Source organism: Cohnella luojiensis (genome assembly GCF_004564235.1).
GTDB lineage: Bacteria > Bacillota > Bacilli > Paenibacillales > Paenibacillaceae > Cohnella > Cohnella luojiensis.
In genome coordinates, this window is record NZ_SOMN01000028.1 from 26,280 (window position 1) to 52,030 (window position 25,751).

The 25,751-nt window shown below is 53.6% G+C and carries 25 protein-coding genes and 1 riboswitch; of the genes, 1 reads left to right on the forward strand and 24 read right to left on the reverse strand.

Going from position 1 to position 25,751, the window contains the following annotated elements:
- Positions 1-9: 9 nt before the first annotated feature.
- The 23 genes from yabQ to pth all read right to left on the reverse strand — a co-directional run bounded on the left by yabQ (position 10) and on the right by pth (position 24,610).
- On the reverse strand, positions 10-603 hold the full coding sequence (gene yabQ, locus E2980_RS17070; protein ID WP_135153450.1) for a spore cortex biosynthesis protein YabQ: 594 nt from the start codon (positions 601-603) through the stop codon (positions 10-12).
- Complete coding sequence (gene yabP, locus E2980_RS17075) at positions 600-881, reverse strand: sporulation protein YabP (RefSeq protein ID WP_135153451.1); 282 nt, start codon at positions 879-881, stop codon at positions 600-602. Before yabP ends, yabQ begins: the two co-directional genes overlap by 4 nt.
- Before the next feature lie 76 nt (positions 882-957).
- Entirely contained in the window at positions 958-2,037 is a 1,080-nt protein-coding gene (locus tag E2980_RS17080) for a lactonase family protein (protein ID WP_135153452.1), read from the reverse strand.
- 250 nt (positions 2,038-2,287) lie between these two features.
- Positions 2,288-2,569 (reverse strand): RNA-binding S4 domain-containing protein, encoded by a 282-nt coding sequence (locus E2980_RS17085; RefSeq protein WP_135153453.1) that lies wholly within the window; start codon positions 2,567-2,569, stop codon positions 2,288-2,290.
- 3 nt (positions 2,570-2,572) lie between these two features.
- A complete protein-coding gene (locus E2980_RS17090; RefSeq protein ID WP_115995500.1) occupies positions 2,573-2,845 on the reverse strand; it encodes an HU family DNA-binding protein in 273 nt (90 codons plus the stop codon).
- A gap of 314 nt (positions 2,846-3,159) precedes the next feature.
- On the reverse strand, positions 3,160-4,641 hold the full coding sequence (gene yabN, locus E2980_RS17095; RefSeq protein ID WP_135153454.1) for a bifunctional methyltransferase/pyrophosphohydrolase YabN: 1,482 nt from the start codon (positions 4,639-4,641) through the stop codon (positions 3,160-3,162).
- 350 nt (positions 4,642-4,991) lie between these two features.
- Positions 4,992-6,725: a polysaccharide biosynthesis protein gene (locus tag E2980_RS17100; RefSeq protein ID WP_135153455.1), complete on the reverse strand. Its 1,734-nt coding sequence runs from the start codon at positions 6,723-6,725 to the stop codon at positions 4,992-4,994.
- Between the two features lie 148 nt (positions 6,726-6,873).
- Positions 6,874-7,416 carry a stage V sporulation protein T gene (spoVT, locus tag E2980_RS17105; RefSeq protein WP_135153456.1) on the reverse strand — a complete coding sequence of 181 codons (543 nt, stop codon included), beginning with the start codon at positions 7,414-7,416 and terminating at the stop codon, positions 6,874-6,876.
- 204 nt (positions 7,417-7,620) lie between these two features.
- Positions 7,621-9,279: a cobalt ECF transporter T component CbiQ gene (cbiQ, locus tag E2980_RS17110; RefSeq protein WP_135153457.1), complete on the reverse strand. Its 1,659-nt coding sequence runs from the start codon at positions 9,277-9,279 to the stop codon at positions 7,621-7,623.
- On the reverse strand, positions 9,251-9,604 hold the full coding sequence (locus E2980_RS17115; RefSeq protein ID WP_135153458.1) for a PDGLE domain-containing protein: 354 nt from the start codon (positions 9,602-9,604) through the stop codon (positions 9,251-9,253). Before E2980_RS17115 ends, cbiQ begins: the two co-directional genes overlap by 29 nt.
- A complete protein-coding gene (locus tag E2980_RS17120; protein ID WP_135153459.1) occupies positions 9,601-10,254 on the reverse strand; it encodes an energy-coupling factor ABC transporter permease in 654 nt (217 codons plus the stop codon). The genes E2980_RS17115 and E2980_RS17120 overlap by 4 nt, the downstream gene beginning before the upstream one ends.
- A 208-nt stretch (positions 10,255-10,462) precedes the next feature.
- Entirely contained in the window at positions 10,463-11,263 is an 801-nt protein-coding gene (locus E2980_RS17125) for an ABC transporter ATP-binding protein (RefSeq protein ID WP_135153460.1), read from the reverse strand.
- Positions 11,264-11,287: 24 nt separating this feature from the next.
- A complete protein-coding gene (locus E2980_RS17130; protein ID WP_338080713.1) occupies positions 11,288-12,166 on the reverse strand; it encodes an ABC transporter permease in 879 nt (292 codons plus the stop codon).
- Positions 12,167-12,172: 6 nt separating this feature from the next.
- Entirely contained in the window at positions 12,173-13,195 is a 1,023-nt protein-coding gene (locus E2980_RS17135) for an ABC transporter substrate-binding protein (protein ID WP_135153461.1), read from the reverse strand.
- A gap of 57 nt (positions 13,196-13,252) precedes the next feature.
- Positions 13,253-13,374, reverse strand: a riboswitch (guanidine-I (ykkC/yxkD leader).
- A 163-nt stretch (positions 13,375-13,537) separates the two neighbouring features.
- Complete coding sequence (gene urtE, locus E2980_RS17140; protein ID WP_135153462.1) at positions 13,538-14,245, reverse strand: urea ABC transporter ATP-binding subunit UrtE; 708 nt, start codon at positions 14,243-14,245, stop codon at positions 13,538-13,540.
- Positions 14,223-15,011, reverse strand: a complete 789-nt coding sequence (urtD, locus tag E2980_RS17145; protein ID WP_135153463.1) for an urea ABC transporter ATP-binding protein UrtD — start codon at positions 15,009-15,011, stop codon at positions 14,223-14,225. The genes urtE and urtD overlap by 23 nt, the downstream gene beginning before the upstream one ends.
- On the reverse strand, positions 14,962-16,065 hold the full coding sequence (gene urtC / locus E2980_RS17150) for an urea ABC transporter permease subunit UrtC (RefSeq protein WP_205699988.1): 1,104 nt from the start codon (positions 16,063-16,065) through the stop codon (positions 14,962-14,964). The genes urtD and urtC overlap by 50 nt, the downstream gene beginning before the upstream one ends.
- Before the next feature lie 33 nt (positions 16,066-16,098).
- On the reverse strand, positions 16,099-17,004 hold the full coding sequence (gene urtB / locus E2980_RS17155) for an urea ABC transporter permease subunit UrtB (protein WP_135153464.1): 906 nt from the start codon (positions 17,002-17,004) through the stop codon (positions 16,099-16,101).
- Between the two features lie 102 nt (positions 17,005-17,106).
- On the reverse strand, positions 17,107-18,381 hold the full coding sequence (gene urtA, locus E2980_RS17160) for an urea ABC transporter substrate-binding protein (RefSeq protein ID WP_135153465.1): 1,275 nt from the start codon (positions 18,379-18,381) through the stop codon (positions 17,107-17,109).
- A gap of 437 nt (positions 18,382-18,818) precedes the next feature.
- Positions 18,819-19,877: a peptidylprolyl isomerase gene (locus tag E2980_RS17165; RefSeq protein ID WP_135153466.1), complete on the reverse strand. Its 1,059-nt coding sequence runs from the start codon at positions 19,875-19,877 to the stop codon at positions 18,819-18,821.
- Entirely contained in the window at positions 19,864-23,385 is a 3,522-nt protein-coding gene (gene mfd / locus E2980_RS17170; protein WP_135153467.1) for a transcription-repair coupling factor, read from the reverse strand. Before mfd ends, E2980_RS17165 begins: the two co-directional genes overlap by 14 nt.
- Before the next feature lie 149 nt (positions 23,386-23,534).
- Positions 23,535-23,765, reverse strand: a complete 231-nt coding sequence (locus E2980_RS17175) for an anti-sigma-F factor Fin family protein (protein ID WP_135153468.1) — start codon at positions 23,763-23,765, stop codon at positions 23,535-23,537.
- 278 nt (positions 23,766-24,043) lie between these two features.
- Positions 24,044-24,610 (reverse strand): aminoacyl-tRNA hydrolase, encoded by a 567-nt coding sequence (gene pth / locus E2980_RS17180; protein ID WP_135153469.1) that lies wholly within the window; start codon positions 24,608-24,610, stop codon positions 24,044-24,046.
- A gap of 140 nt (positions 24,611-24,750) precedes the next feature.
- Between pth and E2980_RS17185 the strand changes: the two genes are divergently transcribed.
- Positions 24,751-24,945 (forward strand): hypothetical protein, encoded by a 195-nt coding sequence (locus E2980_RS17185; RefSeq protein WP_179952653.1) that lies wholly within the window; start codon positions 24,751-24,753, stop codon positions 24,943-24,945.
- A gap of 76 nt (positions 24,946-25,021) precedes the next feature.
- Here the strand turns inward: E2980_RS17185 and E2980_RS17190 are convergent, their stop codons facing one another.
- Positions 25,022-25,666 (reverse strand): 50S ribosomal protein L25, encoded by a 645-nt coding sequence (locus tag E2980_RS17190; protein ID WP_135153470.1) that lies wholly within the window; start codon positions 25,664-25,666, stop codon positions 25,022-25,024.
- Positions 25,667-25,751: the final 85 nt, after the last annotated feature.

Genomic DNA, 25,751 nt, shown 5'->3' on the forward strand with positions numbered 1-25,751 from the left:
AACTCCAGCCTATGGCTTCTTCTTGAACAGTTCCCTGATTTGTTTAATGCGCTCCCGCATTCGCCGGTAAGCATTAACCAAAGGAGTGAACCTTCGCCTAATGGGAAGCGATTTGGTCCAAAGCCGCTTCGCCAAGGCGTGAACCGGCTTGAAGAGAAGCTTCCCCACCCATAGCAATAAGGCCGTAGTGATGATGAACGCCATATCCAGCAGCTTGGCCAATATTCGAACGATCCATAGAAAAGGAATCAATACCAACGTATTAAACAGCTTCCACAGGAAATGAAACAGCGATTGGAAAATATCGATTAGCTTGCCCGCTATTTTGATCACCCAGCCGCTTAACACGCCGAAATAGCCGGTCACGCCGATTCCAAGCCCTAGGAATACGTACATCCTAACTTCGCCTTGGTTGATGCTTAGCAAGATGCTGAATACCCCCAGCGTCGCTGCCGCCCAATAGACCACGTCGAGCGCCGGCAGTATCCAGCGGGCCACATGAAACCGGTGCGAAGAGACACGATAGACATCAAAGACGAGCCCCATAGCCAGTCCGCACAGCATCATGGAAGCAATCGTCATTCCTTGTGACGCCGCGCTCACTTGAATAACTTCCCGAACAAGCCCTTCGACTTACTCCCCGCGCTGCCGTCCAAATAAACGAGGGAGTGAATGGCGCCTTCAATGGAGACGAGCCCTTGGTCCAGGCTCAAATTCTTCATATGCAGGTTTTGCCCCCGAACGGTCAGAAATCCGCATTCGGTTTCCAGCAGAAATTCCTCATTGTCGAAGCTCTCCACGTTGCTGACTCCGCTAATATCGAGCGACTTCCGATTGAGCATGCGAATTTCCTGATGCTTGGCCCCTTTAACGTGTTCCATAGCACGTCCCTCCTTGCCTTTAAGTCTAGCCTATGGGCGAAGGAGGCGAATTAGAACAAAGCATCAACGGCTATTCTTAACGAATCAGGACGCAGACCGGTTTACTTATCGGTAAATCCACTCCTGCGTAAACTGGCAACCCCGACTGTCGATCAACCCGGAAAAGAACGACGGAGCTGGAATCCTGATTGGCCGCGATCAGCCACTCTCCGTCCGACGTTAAGGCAAAGTTGCGCGGAGTCTTCCCTCTCGTCGAGATGTGACCGGAAGCGTGCAGTTCGCCCGTTAATTCATCTATTCGGAAAATAGCGATGCTATCGTGCCCCCGATTGGAAGCATAGACGAACCGCCCATCGGGAGAGACCGCAATCTCCGCGCAAGTGTTCTCTCCCTCGAAGGAGGAAGGAAGCGTAGTTATCGATTCAAAGCGAACGAGCTTACCCGGCTCTTCATAGGACAATCTCGTGACCGTGCTGTTAAGCTCGTTAAGGACGAATGCGATTTTACCCGATGGATGGAATGCCATGTGCCTCGGCCCTGCACCGGGATCGAGCGATACGGCATCATGCGCCGACCATTCATGCGCTTCGGGTCCGCGAGTATAAACCATGATCTTATCCATGCCCAAATCCGGAACGAATAAGTAATGTCCTTCCGAGCCAAAGTAAACGGAATGCGGGTGGGGGGCTTCTTGGCGATCCGCGTTCGGTCCCGAGCCGGTATGTCTGAACCGGATAGCAGGAGGTCCGGGTCTCTTGTCGTGTCCGATAGGATACATCATGACGGAAGCCCCGTTATAGTTCGATACGGCCAGCCAATCCTCCGTCGGAGTCAGGGATAGATGGCAAGGATGATTTCCGTGGGTCGGGTAATACAGGCCCGGTCCAAGCTTGCGGCTCTCGGCGTCTACCGGGAACGAGGCTAGTTGTCCGCCCTCTTCTTTTTCGTTGTCGTTGTCGTAGGTATCCGTCTCGCTAACCGCGTATAATCGGGTGCCATCACGGTTCATGCGAAGGAAGGAAGCGTTCTCTATCCCGCCGTATTCGGCCGTCTTGATAAGTTCTCCGGTGTCGGGGAGAAGCTCGACCCGGGTTATCCCTACTCCGTCCTTGGCGCCGTAAGCGCCGATCCATATTTCGTGAGCTTTTCTCGTCATGATATTCGCTCCTTCGTTATGTAAATAAGAGTTCCCCGAGTTGCTTGGGGAACTCTTATTTATAATACAACATTTAGGATTTATTCTGCAGGGGTTGTGGTTTGGGCGGGAAGTACCATTAGAAAGTAAGTTCGCTGAAACTAAATGCACTTTTTGCAAAATAGTGGGGTAGCGAATAAAAAAGCCCGCCGAATAGGCGAAGCTTGGTGTAGTTCTATGGGGTAAGGTGGCGGATAGCTTAGCGTGAGGCTTAGAGCCCGAATGGATCTTCCTCGCGCTTGCGGGCTTCTTCCTTAAGCACGGTGTATAGCCCCAAGATATCCTCTTTGCGGTTGGATTCGGTTAACCGTTCGATCCGCACGGTTAACGTACGCTGTCCGAATTGGATATCGAGCACGTCTCCGATCTTGACGACCGTACTCGGTTTGGCCTCTTTACCATTGAGAAGGACGCGCCCTTGATCGGACACGTCCTTCGCAACGGTGCGGCGCTTGATGAGCCGCGACACCTTTAGAAACTTATCCAGACGCATTAATTACTTAACGGCGTCTTTCAGTTTGTTACCGGCTTTGAAAGCAGGTACTTTGGAAGCTGGGATCGTGATGGAGTTACCCGTTTGCGGGTTGCGGCCAACGCGGCCGGAGCGGCTGCGAGTTTCGAACGTGCCGAAGCCGATCAGTTGTACTTTGTCGCCGCTAGCTAGAGCGTCGGTTACTTCGCCCAAGAAGCTATTCAATACGGATTCTACGTCTTTCTTTGTCAAGCCGCTTTTGTCTGCGATGTTGTTGATCAGGTCTGTTTTGTTCATGTTACGGAATTCCTCCTATGATTGTTCCTAATTCGTTTCCGCGAGCCCTTGGGCCGCTTAAAACGTTAGATGGTTTGGTGCACGAAGGATACTATTCTGCCCTCTGTTAAAAAAATCCTGCCAATCCTGAAAAAAAAATCTCGAAATAGGTAGAAAGTACGGGAAAATCGGCGAATTTTAGGTTATTTTTAGGTAAGCATAACCAGATCTCCGCTGTTTTGGGAATGGCGGCATGAGGTTATGTCGAGATGATTCAGAGATGGATAGAGTAAAAATATGCATTCTGAATCGTAGGAAAATACGGATTGACTCTATTAGCAGCGGTTTTTGGCCTCCTGCCACCAAGCTTCCATCTCTGACAAGTCAGTCTGCTCAAAAGTTCGGCCGTTTATACGCAGCTGCTCTTCAATGTACTTAAAGCGTGCGGCGAACTTCCGGTTGGTACCCGCGAGCGCCTCCTCGGGATCGGCTTTGATGAACCTCGAAGCATTCACTACGGCGAACAGGAGATCCCCTAATTCCTCCTGCTGACGCTCCGGGGACTCGGATTGCGCGGCATGCCGCAGCTCTTGCAATTCTTCCTCGATTTTGTCGAACACTCCGTCCAAATCAGGCCAATCAAAGCCTACTCCAGCCGCCTTCTTCTGCTGCTTGTGGGCGCGAGGAAGCGCGGGTAGATCTTTCGGGATGCCGTCGAGGAGCGATTGGCGTTCGGGGATCCCTTTGCGCTTCTTCTCCTTGGCTTTCATCTGCTCCCAATTGTTCAGCGCCTCTTCGGCATCTTGGGCATTCTCGCCGCCGAAAACATGCGGATGCCGGAAGATCAGCTTGTCGTTCAGCTCGGCCAGCACGTCGTATACGTCGAAAGCTCCCGTTTCCTCTTCCATCTGGCTATGCAGCAGCACCTGCAGGATGACGTCTCCGAACTCTTCCTTCATGCCGTCGGGATCGTCCAAATCCAACGCTTCGATCGCCTCGAAAGTCTCCTCGATAAAATTTCGGCGGATCGACAGATGCGTCTGCTCCCGATCCCATGGACAGCCTTCCGGACTGCGGAGGATGGAGACGATCTCGTGCAAGCGCTCGAAGGAACGGCGGCGCAAGCGCTCATCCGTATTGGCGGGAATATAGACGAGCATCAAGTTGCCGTAAGATTCCAGGCGGTCGAGCTCGTGAAGGGGGACTTGGACAATATTTTCTTGTCCGTCTACGCCGAGAGCTTGTCCAATAATGATTGGGTGATCATCTGGATAGACGTTCATCAACGTCAACTTTACTTCCGAGGCGGTAAACGAATCGTATACTTGTCCGATAACGGTATGTAGACGGGGTCTGAGATGCTCACGAGTAAGATCGGCGGCATCCAACAGCTGGAATCCTTCGATCGGATCGAAGCCGAGCCGCGTGAAGGCTTGGTCGAGGAAGCTTTCGCCTCCTAGCAGGTTTAATGATATGCCGCGTTCAGGCGCTTGTTGGCGCAATAGTTGCACCGTACGCTCGGCGACCATCGGGTGACCGGGTACCGTATAGACGACGGACTCACCGGCATGCTGCTTGGCCGTTTCCAGAAGAGCATGGGCAATGGCTTCGTAAACTTCGTCGAAGGATGGAAGGCTCTCGTACAAATGATCGAAAGAATGGAACGTGATGCCCCGAAGGTTCAAATCAGCGACAGCCGGGTGATCGACCGTACGTAAGTAGCGATGGGCGGACTGCTCAAGCACCTTAAGAGTGCCTAACGTGAGCTGGTCTTCCCCGCCGGAGCCGAGTCCGATTACCGTAATAGAGGCTTGCATGGTATGTGATCATCCTTTCTGGGCTTGCGTTGGTTTGGGTAAAACATCGAATAACCATGTTATTTATCATACTTGTAGCAAAGCTGCCTCGTGAAAACATAAATAGAGTGGTTTATCATCGCTGTTGGTGCACGATTTGCTAAATGGTACCTAACATCCAAACAACAGCGATAATTTTTAATCGTAATTTGAACTTAAACAGGGCTGTGTTGGCTGAACAACGATGAATTTCATCGTCTTACGTATTGAAAATGGCGTGTGCGCAACTTCGAAAGACGACTGTAAAGGACGTGTGTTCAACTAAGAGAAATGACCGTTAAGGGCGTATATGCGACTTGGAGAAACGACCGTTAAGGGCGTGTATGCGACTTGGAGAAACGACCGTTAAGGGCGTATATTCGCAGGAGCACGGTGTCGAGGCGACTGCCGGATATGCCCGGCAGCGCGCGCCATTGCTGCGGAGCGACGGCGCCCAGGGCGACGAGCGCCGCGGCGAAGACGGCGGCGCCGACGAGGACGCCCGGCAGGGCGACCAGGAGCGCCGCAACGCGCGCGGGCAAGGCGGCGGTTAGCGCGCCGAGCCCTAGCGCGAGCAGAGCGACCGCGGCCGCCATCGCGGCCAGCGAAGCGACGGAGCGCCACGCGACGGATAGGCGCGGGGCGGGCAGTTGGACGCGCTGACGCAAGGACAGCGCGTTAAGCACTGCGGCTGTGGCGAACGCGATGGCCATCGCGGTTGCAGCGCCCTTGATGCCGTAAGCGGGCACCAGCACCGCGTTGAGAGTGAGCTTGAGCAAAGCTGCGGCGGCAAGGTTCACGGCGGGTGACCGCAGGTCGCCCAAGCCTTGCAGCAGGGCGGCGCTCACCGCCTGCAGCGTGCCGCCCGCGGCGGCTAAAGCGATGATCGCCATGGCGGCGGTGCCGCTGCCATCGGCGAACAGGGCGTGATTGATCGGCGATGCGAGCAACGCTAATCCGACGGCAGCCGCTCCGCCGATCCACCAGGCGAAGCGCAAAGCGAACTGAGCGCGCGATGCGAATTCCTGCTCGTCGCCGCGAGCCCGCGCCGCGGTCAATGCCGGGACGAGCGCAGAAGCCGCGCCCGCCGCGCCCATGATGACAAGCTGGAGCAAGGCGACACCGCGATTGTAGACGCCGAACTGGGCGAGCGTCCAAGATGCCGATATCTCCTTGTCTGCTGATTGCAGCAAACGAGGAATGGAGAATGCATCGATTAAACCGAACAGCGGCGCTACGATGGATGCGATGGCAACCGGGATGGCAACCGCGATAATGCGTTTGACCAGCGATCGCCGGGTTTCCGGCAGCTTGATCAGCCTCGTCGGAGCATCGGTCGCCCCCTCGCCTCCAAAGCTTTTACGCGCTCCGGTCGAGCGGATAACGATCGGTTTGCTTCTACCGCCGCCGGCAAACGCAAGCATAGCAATCAGACCCGCAACCGCACCGGTAGCCAGGCCTCCATGAACAGCTGCCGCCGTGCCCGACGTCGACCATGCGGCCTGCACCGCCCATACGAGGATGATAACCATGAAGGCGACTCGCGCGATTTGTTCGATAAGCTGCGACACCGCCGGCCTTAGCATCTGCATTTGACCTTGACGATACCCTCTGAGAACCGCGGTCGCAGGCGCGAACAGCAAGACGAGGGAGGACGTTCGAATGGCCTCAGCCGCGGACTCCAGTCCCATCCACCGAGCGAAAGTGTCGGCTCCCAGCCACAGGATCCCGAACGCAACTAGCCCGCTTAGGATTAACAAGCCCAACGCCCATCTTAGAAGGCGATGCGCTCCCTGTTCATCGCCATGGGCCGTTCTTTCGGCCACGAGCGCGCTGACGGCAACGGGTATTCCCGCAGAAGCCAACGTCATCCACATTACGGCCAGCGCATAGACAGCGCTATATAATCCGAACACTTCGTCTCCGGCCATATTCTGCAACGGAATTTTCTGCAGCGTGCCGATCAGCTTGGATAACAAAGCCGCTCCGCCGAGCAATGCCGCGCCCTGCCACAACGCCTTTCTCCCTACTTGCCGCGACTCCACTTCTATCCGCATTATTTCCATTCCCCATTCCTCTTAAGACCAAAACGGATTCCCATTCTCCCGATGCAGGGCTTGTGATTTGATTATAATCGAAAGCCGCATAGCAAAAAAGCTTCCCGGAGAACGGATGAGGTTCTGTTCGGGAAACTTATTCGCCTGCAGATGCAGCTTACTGTTCCATTTGTTTAGCCAGGAATCCCGCCGCCGTCTCGACCATCTTGCTTTCCATGTCGCCCATGCTTACCTGCTCGTCCTTGCTAAGCAGCACCACGGTACCGATCGGGTCTCCACCGGCTACGATCGGCGCGGCGACGAAAGAGCTGATCGTCTCGGTAATGTCGCGAACGATCTCGTAGCTGCCCGAGCCGGGTTCGAGGATAATTTTCCGATTTTCCATGCAAGTCTCCAACAGGTTACCGACCGCTTTGTCGAGATATTCTTTCTTGGAAGCTCCGGCCACGGCGATAAAGGTATCGCGGTCGGAAATCATAGCGATATGTCCCGTGCTTTCGGATAGCGATTCTGCGTATTCCTTGGCGAAATCGCCCAATTCGCCGATCGGGGAATATTTTTTGAGAATAACTTCACCGTCGCGATCCACGAAAATTTCCAGCGGATCTCCCTCGCGGATTCGGAGCGTGCGACGAATTTCTTTCGGAATGACGACCCGACCGAGGTCATCAATACGGCGTACTATCCCGGTTGCTTTCATAGCTCGTGTTGCCCCACTTTCATTGGTGTATTCACTCTGCAGCTGTCGGCGAGGATGACATGCCGACCTTTTATGACGAAAGCTAGTACAATCGGAAAAAGGTGACATGGAATCGTAAATGTAGTATTCAACCTCTCCCATTTTCTTATGCGTTTACCCTCGACTGGAGGAATCATCCAATTTAAAACTCACCCCAAGCCTACCTCAAGACGGTGGCAAATGCTTATGTCCGGCCGGCCGTTGCTTCGCATCCTCCTGGCCGCCTCGGCTGTCCGGCTTGACGGCTGCCGCAGGATCAGCGCCTTTCATGATCAGCTTCCAGATCATCTGGGCAGCTTGTTTGACTGATCGAGGCCGGTGCTCCTCCGCTCCGCGCAAAAGACGGAACGGTCGGGCAAGCCTTGGCAAGTGAAGCGATGCCTGCTCGATCAGCACGTCATCGAATAGGAGCTCGGCAGTGCCTGACGCGAGCAGCTTGCCTTCCTTAAGCAACAGCACCTTGTCTGCCCATTCCGCAGCGAAATCCACGTCGTGAGTGGCGATGAGAATGGTCAGCCCCATCTCGCCCATATCATCCAGCAGCTCCTGGAGCTCGTCGCGTCCCCTTGGGTCGAGGAACGACATCGGCTCGTCGAGGATGATGAACTCCGGCTTCATCGCCAGCACGCCGGCTATGGCGACCCGCCGCTTCTGGCCGTAGCTCAGTTCAAACGGCGATCTGCGCCTCATCTCGCGCATCCCCACGCTCCCAAGCGCCCAATCTACCCGTTCTTCGACCTCCGCCGCCCCGAGTCCCAGATTACGAGGCCCGAATGCAACGTCTTCTTCTACGGAAGTGGAGAAAATCTGATCATCCGGGTCCTGGTACACGACGCCTACCCTTCTTCGCAGCCGATCTCCGTTATCCCGCTTCACGGTTTCGCCGAACAGCCTAACCTCGCCCGACTGGGAGAGCTCCAGACCGTTAAGCAGCGATATCAGAGTGGATTTCCCTGCTCCGTTCGGTCCCATTAACGCAACCTTGGAGCCTACTGGGATGTCGAAGGACACCCCGTTCAATGCTTTTATTTTTCCATACGCGAAATTGACGCCCATCACTTCGGCAGCAAACTCCGGCTTCGCGGTCGCATCCTTTCCTTGCCCTACGATCGTCGCCCTCGCCACAAGCCCCGTTTCCTTTCGGCCCATTGAACTCTCCCCTTCCAGACCGCCCCTAGCCAACATCGCGATATAGATCCGCTTGCTCCGTTCGTAAGCCCGTAAGAACAGCACGCCCATCAGCTCTCCGAAACGCTTGTACGCGCGAGCGCTCCACAGCCAGCCCTTGAAGTTCATCCCTCTGGAACGCTGCGCCTTGAACATGCTAACCGCTTCATCTTTGAGCAGGAAAAAATACCTCATTATCAGGAGAATCAATTCTAACAGAACAGCCGGAATTCCCACGGACCGCAAACTTCGGAGAAGCACGAACAGCGGGGTGACCGCCAGTAGGTAGGTAAGCAAAAAATTCGCGCTCACCAGCTTCAACAGGATGACGGTCGCCCTCTCTATACCTTCTTCCGTTGCGACGAACCCCATCCACTTAAAAGCCGCTTTCCCCTCCGTATGAAAAGGAATAAAAAGGGCTGCCCCCGCGCCGAAGGGCAACAAGAGCAGCAACCGTCCGAGTATTAACTGAATGCGAATCCCGCACCATAGGAGCAACAAGAGGAACACTCCAGCCGCAATGCCAAGGACGGAGGGCTGCCAAGCGGCAACGGTAAGCCCCAGAAGAATAAGAACGGTCCAGAGCCGGTGGGACGGCTTCTTGATTAGCGGATTAACCCCTTCGGTCTCATGAAGGGCGATGATCGCCTTCCCCATCGTTTCCAGCCTCCCCGCGACGGGCTATCGGCCTCGCCAACGCATATAGTACGCCGAACAATGTCACGGCTCCAATAATACCGGCAAGCCCGACCTTCACGAACGGCGAGTGTATGCCAGGTAATTCGTAGTCAGGAATCCAAGCCGTCCAGCTAGGCTCTTTCGCCTTCTCGATGAAGCCATGATTCTCGGACACCCGCTCCAAGCCATCGGGATTCGGCGAGGCGAAATAAGAAATCACGCCGGCCACGACTAACGTAATGCCTGCCATGACGATCCATTTCCCCTTCTTGTTCGTTAGGGATTTTGCCGGTTGCTCGCTCAATTCAGGGAAACCTCCTTCTTGGAAGGCATGTCATCGCCGAAAGAGCTATTACGCTCCATTAAGTAAGCGACCACCATGGCCGTAATAAGTCCTTCTCCGATACCGATCAAGCTGTGCCAGCCTGCCATCGCCCGCAGAGCGATTCCGAGCGGGAACGTGCCGGACCAAGCGAGAAGCACAGCGACTCCGCACGAAGCGGCGACGATCGAGCACCAAGCGGCGACGAAGGCGACTGCATTCGAGCCGCGTCCTCTTAGCAACCGTATGCCTGCGCGGTAAACCCCATAACCTGCATAGGAGCCAATGACGCCTGTACAGATAATATTAGCTCCCAATACGGTCAGTCCCCCGTCTTGGAAGATTAACGCTTGAATGATCAGCACCGCGGACATCACAACGACGCCAACGGCCGGACCGAACAGGATGGAAGCCAATGCCCCGCCGAGAAAATGTCCCGAGGTCGCTCCGGCGATCGGAAAATTAAGCATTTGGGCCGCGAATATGAACGCTCCGATGAGCGCGATCTTAGGAACTTCGGGACGAGCTAGCGCAACTTTTGTTTTCCGCAGGCTGTAGGCAATTGCTCCGGCTCCGAGCACGCCTGTCGTAACGCATGTTTTCAAGTCCAAGAACCCATCCGGAATATGCAACGATGACTAACCTCCTTCAATAGGGAGCCGTAACGCAACCCTCTCCAAGATGATGAAAAACCCGGGAAGATAACCATCCCGGGCGTAACGATCGATGGGCCCAGACGAGGGTGTCCCATTGGTTTGTTGCTATTCTATCAACGGCTTCCAAGAGCGTCAATACTTATGTCATGTATGATTACATTAATTATTTCGCAGTACCGATCCCTTACTCTTCCTTATGCTTTAGCAATGCGGCAATTTCTCTTCTAAGCTTTAGGAAATCGGGATGCTCCCGCACGTCCGAAGTTCGTTCCGCAGGCAGAGTCACCGGGAATTCCCGCACGATATGGCCAGGTCCCGCACCCATGACGACGATGCGTTGGGATAAGAAGATCGCTTCGTCGATGTCGTGCGTGATGAACAGAACGGTCGTCTTCTCCCTCTCCCACACCTCAAGCAGCGCCTCCTGCATCTCCAGCTTCGTCTGGGCGTCCAGCGCTCCGAAAGGTTCGTCCATGAGCAACACTTTAGGTCCGTTGGCCAAAGCTCTCGCGATAGCCACCCGTTGCTTCATTCCTCCGGAAAGCTGCTTCGGAAAACGGCTAGCGAACGATTCCAGCCGGGTAATCCGAAGATAACGATTTGAGATCGCGCGACGATCCAATATCGAAACTCCTTTAAGCTTAGGACCATACTCGATGTTCTGCCTGACGGTCAACCAAGGAAACAGGGTGTAACCCTGAAACACCATCCCCCGATCGGCTCCCGGTCCGACGACCGTATCCCCGTCCACGTTGATAACGCCCTCGTTCGACTCTTCCAATCCCGCCACGATCCGCAGCAGAGTGGATTTGCCGCATCCGGAAGGACCTAGTATCGTCACGAATTCATTCGCCCCGATATCCAGATCTATGTTCCCTAGCGCACGAAAATTCGTTTTACCCGTTCGATAGGTCTTACCTATGCCCCTAATGGTGATCGAACCTTGGCCGGCCTCAACTCCCGCAACTCCTATCGCTTCGCTCATGGCTTCTGCCTCCTTTGATTCTTTTTACGCCCATGGGTACAAACGACGGTTAAGGAACGCGAAGATACGGTCGCTGATCAACCCGAGGAGCCCGATGACGATAATTCCGACGAAAATCTGCTCCGTATTCAGGAATCTCTGGGCTTTCATGATGGCGTAACCCAGTCCGCTATTGACCGCGACGAGCTCCGCGACGACCAGATAAGTCCAAGCCCATCCCAGCATCAATCTAAGCGTATTAAGCAACCGCGGTTGCACCGCCGGGATGATGACCGTTTGGATCGCTTGCCACCGGCTAGCCCCCAGAGTAAACGAGGCTTGCACCAAATCCTTGGAGACAAGGCGAGTATCCGAAGCAACCATCAACACCAGTTGAAAGAAGCAGCCCGTGAAAATCAGCAGGATTTTCGCCGACTCGCCGATCCCCGCCCACACCATGATAAGAGGGATGAACGCCACGGCGGGCATGTAACGGATGAACTCCATCGGCGGCTCGATGAACGCTTCCCCGAAGCGATAGGTTCCCGCGAAAAGTCCGATCGGAATGGCAACCAAACAAGCCAGCATAAAACCAGCGGACACCCGGAAAATACTAATTCCGATATGATTCCAATAATCGCTTGTACCCAGCAACTTAATCATTGTAGTAAAAACCTTGTCGGGCGTCGGGAGAAAAATCGGATTGACGAGCTGCCCATAGCTGAGTATGGACCATATTCCGATCATGACTAGAAAGGAGATCGTCGCGGTAATCCCGAAGCTCCGCTTCGGAATATCCTCGAAGATTTGCATGGTATGCCGTTTCCTTGCTTTGGCGGCGGAGACCGCGGACGATGACGTTTCTGCTTCTAAGTTGACCTTGCCCGCGATCGGCACGCCCAATGATGGGTTCGGCTTACTCATGGTCTATCACTCTCCCGCTGCTTGTTGAACGAACTTTGGCTCCAGCAATGCATCCACATCAGGAATGTCGGTAATCATATCGAGTTTCTTGAGGAACTCTGCCGTCTTCTTGCCCGTGAAGGAGAGCGAAGTCATTTCCTCTCTTTTGCCGAAGGCATTGACGTTATCTTCCTTGCTGAACAGCTTGATGCTCTCGAGTCCGAGCTTGAAGTCTTCCGGCGTCGTCTCGGCCTTCTTGGCCATGATCTCGATGGATTCCGCTTCGTTCGCTTTGTAATATTCCAGCGCGTCGAACCACGCGTCGATAATCTTCTGAACGTCTTCGGAACGATCTTCTACGACGCTCTCGCGGAACACGAGCAGATCGGGAATGAGGCCCGGCGTTTCTTTGGAGGAAAATAAGATCTTGCCCTTGCCTTCTTTAACCGCCTTCGTCTGGAACGGCTCCCACAGCACGGATGCATCCGTGTTGCCGGCAATGAAAGCGGGGCCCGCATCGTTGACCGTCATATTCACGTAATTGATGTCGCTCTCGCCTAATCCGTTTTGTTCCAATGCGGTCAAAAGGAGCAGATGGTCAACGGTTCCGAGCTCCGTGGCGACGGTCTTGCCCTTCAAGTCCTTCACGCTTCCGATGTCAGGCTTGCTAACAATCGCGTCTCCTCCGTCGGAGTTGTCGTTTACCAGCACGGCCTTCAGCTTAATGCCCTTGGAAGCGGCAGGGAGCGTATCGGACAGCGTCTGGCTGTTCGCGTCTACCTTGCCCGTAGCGAGCGCTTGTAGGGAATCGCTGTAGACCGGGAACCATTCGAGCTTCACGTTAACGCCATGCTTCTCGAAGAATCCCTTCTCCTCAACCAGATACCAGAAAAACCAGCCCGGCCATGGGCTGAGCGCGATGGAGATCGGATCGTCCGAGCCTTTCGAATTGTCTTTGTTCCCGCACGCGGAGAGTACGACAGCAACGGCAAGCAAGATGGACAAAGCGATGAACAATACCTTACGGGGACTTCTCAGACTCTGGTTCATACGATCCCACTCCTTTATATTTAGCTTCTTGAAAATAACAAAAGCCCGGGAGAGAGGGTCTCCCAGGCTTTTGTCCTTCCGTGTGATATGGCGGGGACGTTCACTTAACCTCCCGCTGCCATACGCCATCTCTTGGACCAGCTTGACCTTGCGGCAACGGAACCCTAGACGACTTTTTCGTTCCTACAAGAATAAACGGGCTGCGCCGTCTTTCGTCGGCGAATACGTTTATATCGGAGAGGAACCTTTATTCGATTGTCAACTTTGTTTACATTCTACCAACCATACTCTTCATCCGTCAATATAAATGTTAGTTTTTATAACATAGCCATATTATAACAATTAAATGGTGAGATGTTTCAAAACTGCCAGATCGTCCAAGTCCTCGCGCCCGCCCTGCCATACGATCGACCCTTTTTCCATAATGTAGAAGCGGTCCCCGACGCTGCGAACGAAATCCAGGCTTTGCTCCACGAGGAGGATGGCCGTCTTCCCTTCGTCGCGGATCGAACGAATCACGTCTTGGATATCGTCCACGATCGAGGGCTGTATGCCTTCCGTAGGCTCGTCGAGCACAAGCAGCTCCGGCTCGGAGATCAACGCCCTGGCGAATGCGAGTTGCTGTTGTTGGCCACCGCTCAGATCTCCGCCCCTACGCTTGTAGAAGGTCGGCAGGATGGGGAATTTTTCGATCGCTTCCCGCGGAATCTCTTTGCTTCTGCGTTTGGCGGAATTCGGATGCGCTTCAAGCCCGATGCGCAGATTCTCGTAGACGGACAATTGGGAAAAAATCTCGCGCCCTTGCGGAACATAGCCAATTCCTTTCTTCGCCCGCTCCCCCGGCGCCCACTTCGTTACATCGACGCCCTTGAACGAAACGGAACCTTTCCTCGCCTTCAGCAAACCCATGATGCTTTTCACCAACGTGGACTTTCCAACGCCGTTGCGGCCCATCAGACAAACGACCCGGCCGGGCTCAACCGTGAGGGAAACATCCCGCAAGATCACGCTCTCGCCATACCCCGCCTCAAGCTGTTGAACTGACAACATCGTAATCCCGCCTTTTCCTGCCCAGGTACACTTCCGCGACCCGGTCGTCTCTTTGCACCTCGTCCATGGACCCTTCCTTCAGAAGCTTCCCTTCGTGCATCACGGTGACCTTGCTCGCGAAATTACGCACGAATTCCATGTCGTGCTCCACGACGACGACAGTGCGTTTGCGTACGATTTCCTGCAGCAGCTCGCCCGTTTTATCCGTTTCCTTATCCGTCATCCCCGCTACCGGCTCATCTAGAAGCAGGATTTCCGGTTCCTGCAGCAGCATCATGCCGATCTCTAGCCATTGCTTCTCCCCGTGGGACAGCAGACCGGCGCGAAGCCTCTTCTTGTCGCCCAATCCGATCAACTCCAGCTCCGCATCTATGCGCTCTTGATCGATTTTTTTCATCGAAGCCCGTAAGGTAGACCAAACTCCCCGTTTCTGGGACATCGCGATTTCGAGGTTTTCTTCCACGGTTAAGCCCGAGAAGATCGACGGCGTTTGGAACTTCCGCCCGATCCCGAGCTGAGCGATCTCGTGCTCCTTGCGGCGCGTTACGTCGACGGTTCCCTTCTTTCCATGGAACGCCACGCTTCCCGCAGCGGGCTTCACCTTGCCGCAGATCGCGTCGAGCATCGTTGTTTTTCCCGCTCCGTTAGGCCCTATGAGGAACCTAAGCTCCCCCGCGGCTAACTCCAGGCTCATATCCTGAACCGCCTTGAAACCGTCAAACGATACCGTTACTTTTTGGCACGATAGAATTGAGGTTGAGTTCATTCTCGTTCCGCCTCCTTGTTATCATTTGGCGCAACTGGCGGATCAAGCCGACAATCCCGCCCGGTAAAAATACAGTGACCACGATGAACAAAGCACCAAGCAAGAACAACCAGAAATCGGGGTAAGACGCGCTGAGCTCGCTCTTCGCTTGCGTCATGATGACCGCTCCGATGACGGCTCCGACTAGAGTTCCGCGTCCCCCGATCGCGACGAGCAACACCATCTCGATGGACGGCACGATTGCCATCATCGTCGGGGAGATTATGCCTACATGAAGGACGAACAACATTCCCGCGACTCCCGCCAAGCCAGCCGATACGGCAAACGCCGCCATCTGATAGCTCGATGGGTCATAGCCGAGGAACCGCGTGCGGTTCTCGCCGTCGCGAATCGCGCGAAGCACCTTGCCGAAACGGCTCTTGACCAAATATCTGCACAACAGGAATGCCAGGATAAGCGCCGCGACTGTCACCAAGTACACCATTGTCTTAGCCGTGTCGGACTTCAGGCTGTATCCGAACATTTTCGTATAACCCGTAAGCCCGTTCGTACCTCCCGTGTAAGCTTGCTGACCGACGAACAACGTTACCGTGATAATGACCAATGCTTGCGTCAGGATCGTAAAATAAACGCCGCGAATCCGGTTCCGGAAAGTAAAGAATCCAAGCAATAGTGCTAATCCGGCAGGTATGATAATGCCCATGGCCGCGGCGAACGCGAAGCTCTTGAAGGGCTCCCAGAACCACGGAAGCTTCGTGAGTCCCATCCAATCCATGAAATCCGGGAGTCTGGAGCCGCTCGAGACAAGCTTTAGATGCATCGCCATCGCATAGGCTCCTAATCCGAAGAACACCCCATGTCCTAAGCTCAAGATCCCCGTGTAACCCCACAGGAGATCTAATCCTAATGCCACGATCGCGAAAGCCAAGCATTTCGCCAGCAGGTTAAGACGGAAATCATTCAAATAGAGAGGCGCTGAGAATAATGCCGCCGCAGCGACGGCGTAGCCGATCAGAAGCCAGATACGGCGCGGTAGAATAGCAGAGGATAGCAACGCAATCACCTTCTTCCTTACGTTAATCTGTTTCTAGTCCAAGGAACGGGTTCGAACCGCGAACATCCCCATCGGCTTCCATTGCAGGAAGGCGACGATGCACAGGAACACCAGAACCTTGCCGAGCGAAGCATCCGTCCACCATTCGAACAAGGTGTTGAACACCCCGATGCCAAGCGCGCCGGCTACCGTACCGACCAGCTTGCCGACTCCGCCAAGCACGACGACCATGAACGCGTCGACGATATAATAGGTCCCGATAGACGGACCGATCGGACCGATCAAGGTGAGCGCGCAGCCCGCGATGCCGGCAATGCCCGATCCGATCGCGAACGTGAAAGAATCCACTCGCCTCGTCGAAATGCCGAGGCAAGCCGCCATATCCCGGTTCTGCATGACCGCACGCATCCGGCGTCCGGCGTTGCTGCGATAGATATACATGTACATGGCGAACAAACACAATGCCACGAGACCGATAATGAATAAGCGTTTATAAGGAAGCACTACTCCCGTGAATATCGTCAGCCCGCCATCCAGCCATGAAGGACTTGCAACCGCAACGTTAGGCGCGCCGAATATGGAACGGGCCAGCTGCTGCAGCATTAAACCGACTCCCCAGGTGGCCAACAAGCTATCAAGCGGCCTTCCGTAGAGGAAGCGAATCAGCGTCACTTCAAGCAAATATCCGATCGCGAAGGCTATGACGAAGCTAGCCAAGATGGCTACGGGAAAATAAGCGTCGAATAGGCTCTTGGGAAGGGTAGATTTGAAAATCTGCTGCGTCATATACGCGCCGTAGGCGCCGATCATGATGAATTCTCCATGAGCCATATTGATGACTCTCATAAGGCCGAAAGTAATGGCAAGGCCCAAAGCGATAAGAAGCAGAATCGAGCTAACGCTTAGACCGTTAAAAATTTGCGAGACCCATATTTCCATTGCGTTACCCCCCCTACTCCGAATACGTGAAGCGGTTTGCTTATAAACCGAGGGAAGCCTCGGTTTTCACCGAACACTTCCCCCAGCCGCGTTGACTATCCTTTATTGATCGCTTAAGCCTTTTGCCCAATCGTAGGTCGTCAGATATGGATCCGGTTTAACAGGACCGCCGGAGTTCCACAGTTCCACGATTTGACCGTCCGCTTTGATCTCGCCGATCCGAACCGTTTTGTAGATATGCTGGTTATCGCCGTCGATCGTAACTTTGCCTTCGGGAGCGTTGAACTCGATCCCTTTAGCCGCTTCCTTCACCTTGTCGACTTCGAAGGATCCGGCTTTCTCGGCCGCAGCCGCCCACAGGTATACCGCTACATAACCAGCTTCCATCGGATCGCTCGTTACGCTATCCGCGCCGTACTCTTTCTTGAAGTTCTCGACGAACACTTTGTTCTCCGGCGTGTCCGTCGTTTGGTAGTAATCCCAAGCAACGAGGTGACCGGTTAAGTATTCAGGTCCGATGCCTTTCACTTCTTCTTCCGCAACGGATACGGAGATCGTCATCAGATCCGCCGCCGTAATGCCGGCGTCTTTCAATTGCTTGAAGAAGGCCACGTTGCTATCGCCGTTCAGCGTGTTGTACACGACGTCAGGCTTCGCTTCTTTGATCTTCGCGATGATCGTGGTGTAATCGGTATGTCCGAGCGGAGTGTATTCTTCGGCTACCGTCTCTCCGCCTTTGGCCGCTAATTGCGCCTTGATGATCTTGTTAGCCGTGCGAGGGAATACATAGTCCGAACCGAGAAGAAATACTTTCTTCTTGCCTTTCTCTAAGAGGAAATCCACGGATGGAATGATTTGTTGGTTCGTCGTTGCGCCCGTGTAGAAAATGTTAGGGGATGATTCCAAGCCTTCGTATTGAACCGGGTACCAGAGGAGTCCGTTCAATTCTTCGAATACCGGCAGCATCGCTTTACGGCTTGAGGAAGTCCATCCGCCGAATACCGTCGCGACTTTATCTTCCGATATCAACTTGCGGGCCTTCTCCGCGAATGTCGGCCAGTCGGACGCTCCGTCCTCTACGACCGCTTCGATCTGTTTGCCTAGCACGCCGCCCTTAGCATTGATTTCTTTGATCGCCATCAGCTCGGAGTTCTTAACCGTTACTTCGCTGATGGACATCGTGCCGCTCAAGGAATGAAGGATTCCGACCTTAACCGTATCCCCTCCCGCAGCAACAGCCGACGATGCAGCTTCGGATGACGGTGCTGATGACGAGCTTGACGCCTCGTTATTGTTGTTGTTGCCGCCGCAACCCGCCAGCGCCAAACTTGCCGTCATTGCCAGAACGAAACCTTTTAACAAATTGCTCTTCTTCATCTTTCCACTCCCCGATCCTTAGTATGGTTTTTTCTCTCTAAATCCGAACGTTCGGTTCTCTCCACAGCCCAACCGTTCGTAAATACATTATATGGTTATGTCATCTTAAGTGTCAATATACCTCACATAAAATATTGTTTTTGAACTATTTTTGAGGATTTTAGCCTTCTTTTGCGTTATATATTCTTACACGAATAGTGCTGAGGTCTTAATTATACAATAAAAACCTTTTCGTTATGGGAGGTTTTGTCCGTATAATATGTTTCTGAAACAAGCATAAACGGCTGTCGCCGTCCTTTGGATGGCTGCATAGGTTTATGTCGGTGTCGATTCGGAAATGGATAGTTTTATACATTCTGAATCGATAAAAAAAACGTGCCCGGACCCCATCGGTAACTCCGATAGGAATCCAGTACACGTCTTTATGGTTTGTCCAATTATTTTGCAGGTGCGGACGCCGTTGGCGATGCGTCAGGGGAGCCCGTTGCGGTTGGCGTCGGTTCTGCCGGCAACGTTACCTTGATCTCAAGCTTACCCTCTTCCGCCGTTAAGAACTCGGATAATTTCGTCTGAGCGACGGCAGACTTGAGACCGTCTTTGTCTTCGGTTTTCAGCTTGTCGTATGGAGTCGCTTCGCGGCTCTCCACCTTCATGACGTGATAACCGAACTGCGTTTGAACCGGATCGCCGACTTTGCCGATCTCTTGCTTGTTGGCCGCGTCTTTGAATTCCGCAACCCAAGCCTTGGCCTGCTGCTTCTCGTATAAGCCGCCCTTATCCTTGGATCCTGTGTCGGTCGAATACTCCTTCGCAAGCGCATTCCAGTCTCCGCCGGCTTCCAGCTTGGTTTTGACTTCCTTGGCCAGATTAAGCGCGTCTTCGTCGGATTTCAATTCTGCTCCCGTTTCCGGATCGGTCGTGCCTATGAGAATATGACGAACGGATACTATGTTGAAGTCGGATGGAGCTTTATCGTATTCCGCTTTGATTTCTTCTTCCTTAACCGTCGGCTTCAACTCTTCGCCTTTAGCGGCGTAATAGGACTGGAACGCGGCCAGGTCGTGGTACATCGCGACGGCTTCTTTCACCGACAGATCGCTATCATCCATGTGCTTCTTCAATTCCGGTTGCGTGTTTCTTGCTTCTTCCAGTTGCTTCTTGAATGAATCCGCCGCTGTATCCGCAGCCTTCTTGTCTTCATCGGAAATGTCCTTAAGAAGGACCTTGCTGACGATATATTGCTTGATGAACTGCTCCTTGAATTGGGGAATCGACATATACATGGCGCTTTGCGGGTTCATGATCGTCTGGAAAGCGGTGTATTTGTCGAACTCTTTATCTATGACTTCCCCGCCCTTATAAGTAGCGATAACGGTGCCTTTGGAGCCGGACGCCTCCTCTTTCTTGCCGCATGCGGAAATCAATGCGACGAGCATGACCGCTGCCAGCGTTAGCATTGCGAGCCGGCGGTACGGCATGCGATTATGGTGCAACATCCTGCAGTTCTCCCTTCGATTTTGTCGCTTCTTTGTATTGTACCAGAAAATCCTCCGCGAGCGCTAATAAAGCGTTCTCATCCAGCCCTCGTACCTTAAAGCGAATCAAGAGCTGCTGAGCGGTAAAGGCCGATGTCATTCGTCCTTGGAATTTGCTTTCCAGAGCCTTAAGCTTGCCCGCGTCCACGTCCACGCGACGGCGCTCTTCCAGCTTTAGCGTGATTTCGTCACCGCGGCGCACGATGGATTCGATTCCGTATTTGCGCCCATATACTTTCAGCCTGGCAACCGCCATCAGGTTAAGCACCGCTTTAGGCGGTTCTCCGAAACGGTCGATCAGCTCTTCGAATAAGTCCTCTACATCCTCCAATGACGCGGCCGTCGCGACCTTCTTGTAGATCTCGATCTTCTGGATGCTGTCGTAAATATATTCCGGCGGCAAATAGGCGTCGACACCTAGATCAAGCTGCGTATTGACCGGTTGCGGCGGAAGAACGACCCCGCCCATCTCCAGCTTCCGGCTCTGTATCTCTTCGGCTAGCATCTGAGAATACAAGTCGAACCCGACGGATGCTATGAATCCGTGCTGCTCGGCGCCGAGCAAGTTGCCCGCTCCGCGAATAGACAGGTCTCGCATGGCGATCTTAAAGCCGGAGCCCAGCTCCGTGAATTCCTTGATCGACTGCAGCCGTTTCTCCGCGACCTCCGTCAACACCTTGTCCCGCTGATACGTAAAGTAAGCGTAGGCGATCCGATTGGAACGCCCGACTCTTCCCCTCAACTGATACAGCTGCGATAGACCCATTTTATCCGCATCATGGACAAGAAGAGTGTTCACGTTCGGGATGTCCACCCCGGTCTCGATAATACTCGTGCTTACGAGAACGTCGTATTCCCCTTCCAAGAAGTCGAGGATGGTTCTCTCAAGCTCTTGCTCCGACATCTGGCCGTGCGCTACGGCCACGCGGGCTTCCGGAACGAGCGCGCTGATCTGTTCGGCCATCTGATAGATGCCTTGAACGCGATTGAACAGATAATAGACCTGTCCATCCCGGGCCAGCTCCCGCTCCACCGCCTCGCGAATGAGCGTCGGGCTATACTCGACCACGTACGTCTGCACGGGGAAACGATTTTCCGGAGGCGTCTCTATGACCGATAAATCTCGTACTCCCAGCATGGACATATGAAGGGTACGCGGAATCGGCGTCGCCGTCAGCGTCAGCACGTCCACGTTCGTCTTGATCTTCTTCAGCTTCTCCTTATGGGTCACGCCGAATCGCTGCTCTTCATCCACGATGAGCAGTCCGAGCTCCTTGAACACGATGTCCTGCGACAACAGGCGATGCGTGCCGATAACGACGTCGACCGTACCGGCCTTCAAGCCCTTCATCGTATCCGTCTGTTCCTTGCGCGTCCGGAAACGGCTAAGCACCTTGATGTTGAACGGGTATCCGGAGAATCTCTCCCGGAACGTCTCGTAGTGCTGCTGCGCTAGAATCGTCGTCGGAACAAGCACGGCTACTTGCTTGCCCTCGATAGCCGCCTTGAAAGCCGCCCGAATGGCAACCTCCGTTTTCCCGTAGCCGACATCCCCGCATAGAAGCCGATCCATCGGCCGCGGCGTCTGCATATCTTTCTTGATCTCCTCGATGGCCCGAAGCTGATCGGTCGTCTCCTCGTAAGGAAACATCTCCTCGAACTCCTGCTGATAAGGAGTATCCTCTCCGAAGCCGAAACCCGTCGTCGCCTGGCGCTCCGCGTACAGCTTGATCAGATCGTCCGCGATATCCTTTACGGAAGATTGGACCTTCGACTTGACCCGGTTCCAGTCCGCGCCGCCCAGCTTGCTAACCTTCGGTTCTTTGTCCTCATTGCCTACGTATTTCTGAATAAGGTCGAATTGTTCTACGGGAACCGATAGACGGTCTCCTCCCGCATACACGATATGAAGGTAATCCTTGTGAATGCCGCCGACCTCTAGCGTTCCGATGCCGAGGTATTTACCGACGCCATGATTCTGATGCACGACGTAATCGCCGACCTTCAGCTCGGTATAACTTTTAATCCGCTCCGCATTGTCCAGATGGCGGTCGACCCGGCGTGCTTTCCGTTGCTTCTGAGTGAACATCTCGCCTTCGGTGATCAACACCAGCTTAATGGAAGGAAGCTCAAATCCGCTCTGCAAGTTCCCTTGCAGAATTTCCGGAGGTTCGATCACATAATCTTCCAGTACCCGCCTCATCCGTTCGGCGCGCTCCGAGTTGCCGGCAAGCATCAGAATTCGAATCCCGCTCTTTCGCCAGCGCTCCATCTCCGCCTTCAGCACGTTCATCTGCCCATGGAAATTCTGCATCGAGCGGCAGACGAAATTAATAATGTTCTGAGGCTGCGTGTGAGGAATTTGCCGGACGAATAACGACATATAAACCGTCTGGAAGCCTTTTGGATAGAGCGCTTGTTCTGCGGAAACGGCCAGCACGAAGCTAGGCAACGACTTGCCTTGCTGGAGCAGATGGGTCGTCCACTCCGACTCGTCGCGTTCCAGCTGGCGCGCGGTTTCCCCGAGCCTGTTCGGCTCATCCATGATCAATACGGCGTCCTTCGAGATATAATCCAGCAGCGTCTGCCGTTCCGGATAGAGCAAGGATATGTATTTGTAAATTTCGGAAAAATACACATTTTGTCGTAAAAGCTCAATTTCCCGGGAAATTTCGGAACTGAGCCGCTCCTTGGCTTGGCGATCGGACATTTTCTCCAGCTGCTTATCCAAAAGGTCGTGAGCATGCTGAGCCGCATTCTGGAATCGTTTCTCTCCCGCGATCCACTCCCGGCTAGGCTGTACCGTATAAGTAACCAGCTTGTCGATCGAACGTTGGTCAGTCGGATCGAACGTGCGAATGGAATCGATCTCGTCGTCGAACCATTCCACGCGATAGGCATTCGCGGATGCAAGCGGGAAGAAATCAACGATGCCTCCGCGGACGCTCAAGTGACCCTTCTGTTCGACGCGGTCCACGCGTTCGTAACCAAGCTCGATCATTCCGCGCAGGAATTGGTCCATAGGCAATTGACGCCCTACTTGCAAATCGATATGCGCTTCGGCCATCGTCTTCAGATCCGGCTGAAACCTCCGAACCCCCGCGAACGGCACGACAATAACGCCGCGGAAGCCTTCCGCAAGCTTGAGTATGACTTCTAGTCGGCGAGCCGACGTTTCGGGGCTGGAGATAGCCGTCTCCGCCGCGATAAGCTCATTGGCCGGATAGAGTAACACCTCTTCGGATGATAAACATTCCTGAAGGTCGTCCGCCATTTTCTGCGCCGAGAACATATTATGGGTGATTACGACGACAGGCCGCTGCAATTCCCGGTACAACCCCGCGATAGCCGCCTGGCGCGCGGAGCCGGACAACCCGGCAACGAGCTGCTCCCGCATTCCGCCCTTCAGCCCTTGTATGACGCTTATTAAATCAGGGTCTGTGACGAGCGATTGGATTAACGGCTTCATGGCATTTCCCCTCTCCGATACACAAGCGCTAGCCCCCAAAGGCGGCCTAGCTATTCATGCTTACTTAAATCCACTCTGCAGAATCATGAAAAAAGCCCCGGCACATGCCAAGGACTCCTTGAGAATGTCGGAACGCGAAACATAGGCTGTTATTGCAATGGATTGGACAAAAGAGCCAGCTCGGGATGCGCGTCCAAAGTCTGGCTGCAATATTCGCATATGACCCGTACGGTCACGTCGCCGTTGGAATTATACGCTATTATACGCTTTCGCTCTTCGGGGGTCAAGAAATGCAGGCCCAACCGATATTCCGGAACATCGGCACTCTCGAAGCTTCCGAGCGGCATGCTGCAATGCCGGCAAATATAGTTTACAGCCATATTTATGCCTCCTGAAGGTAGGTTATGCGGCAGTTCCCGCCACCTTCTCCATTATTCCCGCGAATGCCCTTTTTTAAGCGCGCAAGCAAAAACGACTACGTCGTCCTTCTGGACAGAGGATGTCGATTTTGTCGTAGCTATCAGATGAGTATAAAGAGATGAAACCTTATACTTTCTGATAGTTCAAGCAAACACGCCTTCGGCGTCTTTATGACGCTGAAGAAGCTTTGCGGAGACATTTCAGAAAAGTAATATGAATTATATACTTACTAAAATGTTTATCCCTTGGCATTGTACTTGGCCATCGTCTGCTCGAAGGAATGGCCAAAGGCGAATTCGATGGCATCGCACGCATCCTCCACCGACTTTCGCAGATCTTCCTGCTCCGCCTTGGCGAAGGAAGACAGGACGTAATCCGAGATGACCATCCCCGGCGTAGGACGGGAGATGCCGACCCGAACGCGGTTGAACGTCTGGGTGCCCACGTGCTGAATGATGGACTTGATTCCGTTATGCCCTCCGGGACTTCCTTGGTACCTTAGCCGGATGCGCCCGACCTCGGTGTCCAGATCATCGTATACGACGATAAGATCCTCTAGCTTCACTTTATAATAGTCCATGAATGCACGAATCGATTCGCCGGAGAGGTTCATGTAGGTCATCGGTTTCAAGAGAGCCACCTTCGTATCCCCCGTCCGCGCTTCGCCTACCAAGGCTTTGCACTTCTGCGTGTTAACTTCTGCATTCAGCCGTCGGGCTAATTCATCGATAACCATAAAACCCGCGTTATGCCTCGTTTTGGCGTAAGCGGGACCGGGGTTCCCTAATCCGACAATCCATTTCATAGAATGATTCAACCTCCAAGTAAAATCGTCCAAGAATTACTCAATCGACAAAATTTTTTCTCCGATGCAACGATTCCTGCCCCTCATGTGTCCTAATCATTACAAGATGCACAGAGAAAGAGGGGTGAATTGACGTGTACATGAACGGCCAGATGATTTATGATGATAGGCACTTCCTAGATCATATGTGTTCAGAGGTTCCGGTGCAAATTTATTGCGGTCGGCGGCATAGCGATATCGGGTTCATCGAATATTATGGCAAAGAATTCGTTCAGGTCAACAATATTTTCTACAATCGCAAGCAATTTACCTTCGTCTCGCGTCCGGGCTATTAAATCAACGTTTTTTCGAAAATAGGGAAAGGGCCGCGCTTCGGAAGCGCGGCCCTTCTTCTATTATTAGCCTTCAAAATTAATCCTTCTCCACAGCCATTGCAGCCTCGTTGTGCTTCCGATCTTCTTCATCATCATCATTGATCGCATCCAATTCCTCTTCGGTACGTTCCTTCTGAGGCGCAAGAACCGCGATGAGAACCGTCTCCGGATCTTGCGTTGCTGTTACGCCTGCCGGCAACTTCAGATCGTTAACGGTTAAATGCTCGCCCATTTCCAAACCGCTGACATCTATAGAGATAGAATCAGGGATGTCCTTCGGCAAACATTCAATCGCAACCTCATGTATAACCAATTGCAACATTCCGCCTTCTTTTTCCCCAATGGAGGTTCCCGTAACGTCCAAGCGCGCGGAAGTCGATATCTTCTCGTTCATGTTAATTCGATGGAAATCAATATGCGTCACCTGACGGGTGAGGGAATCCCGCTGCAGTTCCGACATCATGACCGGATGTTTTCCCGCTCCCGGCAAGTCGATCTCCACCACCGCATTAGGATGGCTTCTTAGCATGGCTGCGAGTTCCTTGGCATCTACGGAGATGGTCGAAGGACGCTCCAAACCTTTGCCGTACACGACTCCCGGAATCTTGCCCGAAGAACGGATACGTTTAAGTTCACTCTTGCTAGTCGCTTCGCGTGCATATACCTGTAGTGTCGTACTCATTCAGAATACCTCCCTAGTAAAACGGCTTCACCGTCCATTAGACGGCGGCATACGTTTCAAATACGTATGCACTAGTTTTACCCTA

Bases quoted from the DNA above. Each gene is read 5' to 3' on its own strand.
- yabP (WP_135153451.1), bottom strand. From the start codon at position 881: ATGGAACACGTTAAAGGGGCCAAGCATCAGGAAATTCGCATGCTCAAT.
- E2980_RS17080 (WP_135153452.1), bottom strand. From the start codon at position 2,037: ATGACGAGAAAAGCTCACGAAATATGGATCGGCGCTTACGGCGCCAAG.
- E2980_RS17085 (WP_135153453.1), bottom strand. From the start codon at position 2,569: ATGCGTCTGGATAAGTTTCTAAAGGTGTCGCGGCTCATCAAGCGCCGC.
- E2980_RS17090 (WP_115995500.1), bottom strand. From the start codon at position 2,845: ATGAACAAAACAGACCTGATCAACAACATCGCAGACAAAAGCGGCTTG.
- yabN (WP_135153454.1), bottom strand. From the start codon at position 4,641: ATGCAAGCCTCTATTACGGTAATCGGACTCGGCTCCGGCGGGGAAGAC.
- E2980_RS17100 (WP_135153455.1), bottom strand. From the start codon at position 6,725: ATGGAAATAATGCGGATAGAAGTGGAGTCGCGGCAAGTAGGGAGAAAG.
- spoVT (WP_135153456.1), bottom strand. From the start codon at position 7,416: ATGAAAGCAACCGGGATAGTACGCCGTATTGATGACCTCGGTCGGGTC.
- cbiQ (WP_135153457.1), bottom strand. From the start codon at position 9,279: ATGGGGAAGGCGATCATCGCCCTTCATGAGACCGAAGGGGTTAATCCG.
- E2980_RS17125 (WP_135153460.1), bottom strand. From the start codon at position 11,263: ATGAGCGAAGCGATAGGAGTTGCGGGAGTTGAGGCCGGCCAAGGTTCG.
- E2980_RS17130 (WP_338080713.1), bottom strand. From the start codon at position 12,166: ATGAGTAAGCCGAACCCATCATTGGGCGTGCCGATCGCGGGCAAGGTC.
- E2980_RS17135 (WP_135153461.1), bottom strand. From the start codon at position 13,195: ATGAACCAGAGTCTGAGAAGTCCCCGTAAGGTATTGTTCATCGCTTTG.
- urtE (WP_135153462.1), bottom strand. From the start codon at position 14,245: ATGTTGTCAGTTCAACAGCTTGAGGCGGGGTATGGCGAGAGCGTGATC.
- urtD (WP_135153463.1), bottom strand. From the start codon at position 15,011: ATGAACTCAACCTCAATTCTATCGTGCCAAAAAGTAACGGTATCGTTT.
- urtB (WP_135153464.1), bottom strand. From the start codon at position 17,004: ATGGAAATATGGGTCTCGCAAATTTTTAACGGTCTAAGCGTTAGCTCG.
- urtA (WP_135153465.1), bottom strand. From the start codon at position 18,381: ATGAAGAAGAGCAATTTGTTAAAAGGTTTCGTTCTGGCAATGACGGCA.
- E2980_RS17165 (WP_135153466.1), bottom strand. From the start codon at position 19,877: ATGTTGCACCATAATCGCATGCCGTACCGCCGGCTCGCAATGCTAACG.
- mfd (WP_135153467.1), bottom strand. From the start codon at position 23,385: ATGAAGCCGTTAATCCAATCGCTCGTCACAGACCCTGATTTAATAAGC.
- E2980_RS17175 (WP_135153468.1), bottom strand. From the start codon at position 23,765: ATGGCTGTAAACTATATTTGCCGGCATTGCAGCATGCCGCTCGGAAGC.
- pth (WP_135153469.1), bottom strand. From the start codon at position 24,610: ATGAAATGGATTGTCGGATTAGGGAACCCCGGTCCCGCTTACGCCAAA.
- E2980_RS17185 (WP_179952653.1), top strand. From the start codon at position 24,751: ATGAACGGCCAGATGATTTATGATGATAGGCACTTCCTAGATCATATG.
- E2980_RS17190 (WP_135153470.1), bottom strand. From the start codon at position 25,666: ATGAGTACGACACTACAGGTATATGCACGCGAAGCGACTAGCAAGAGT.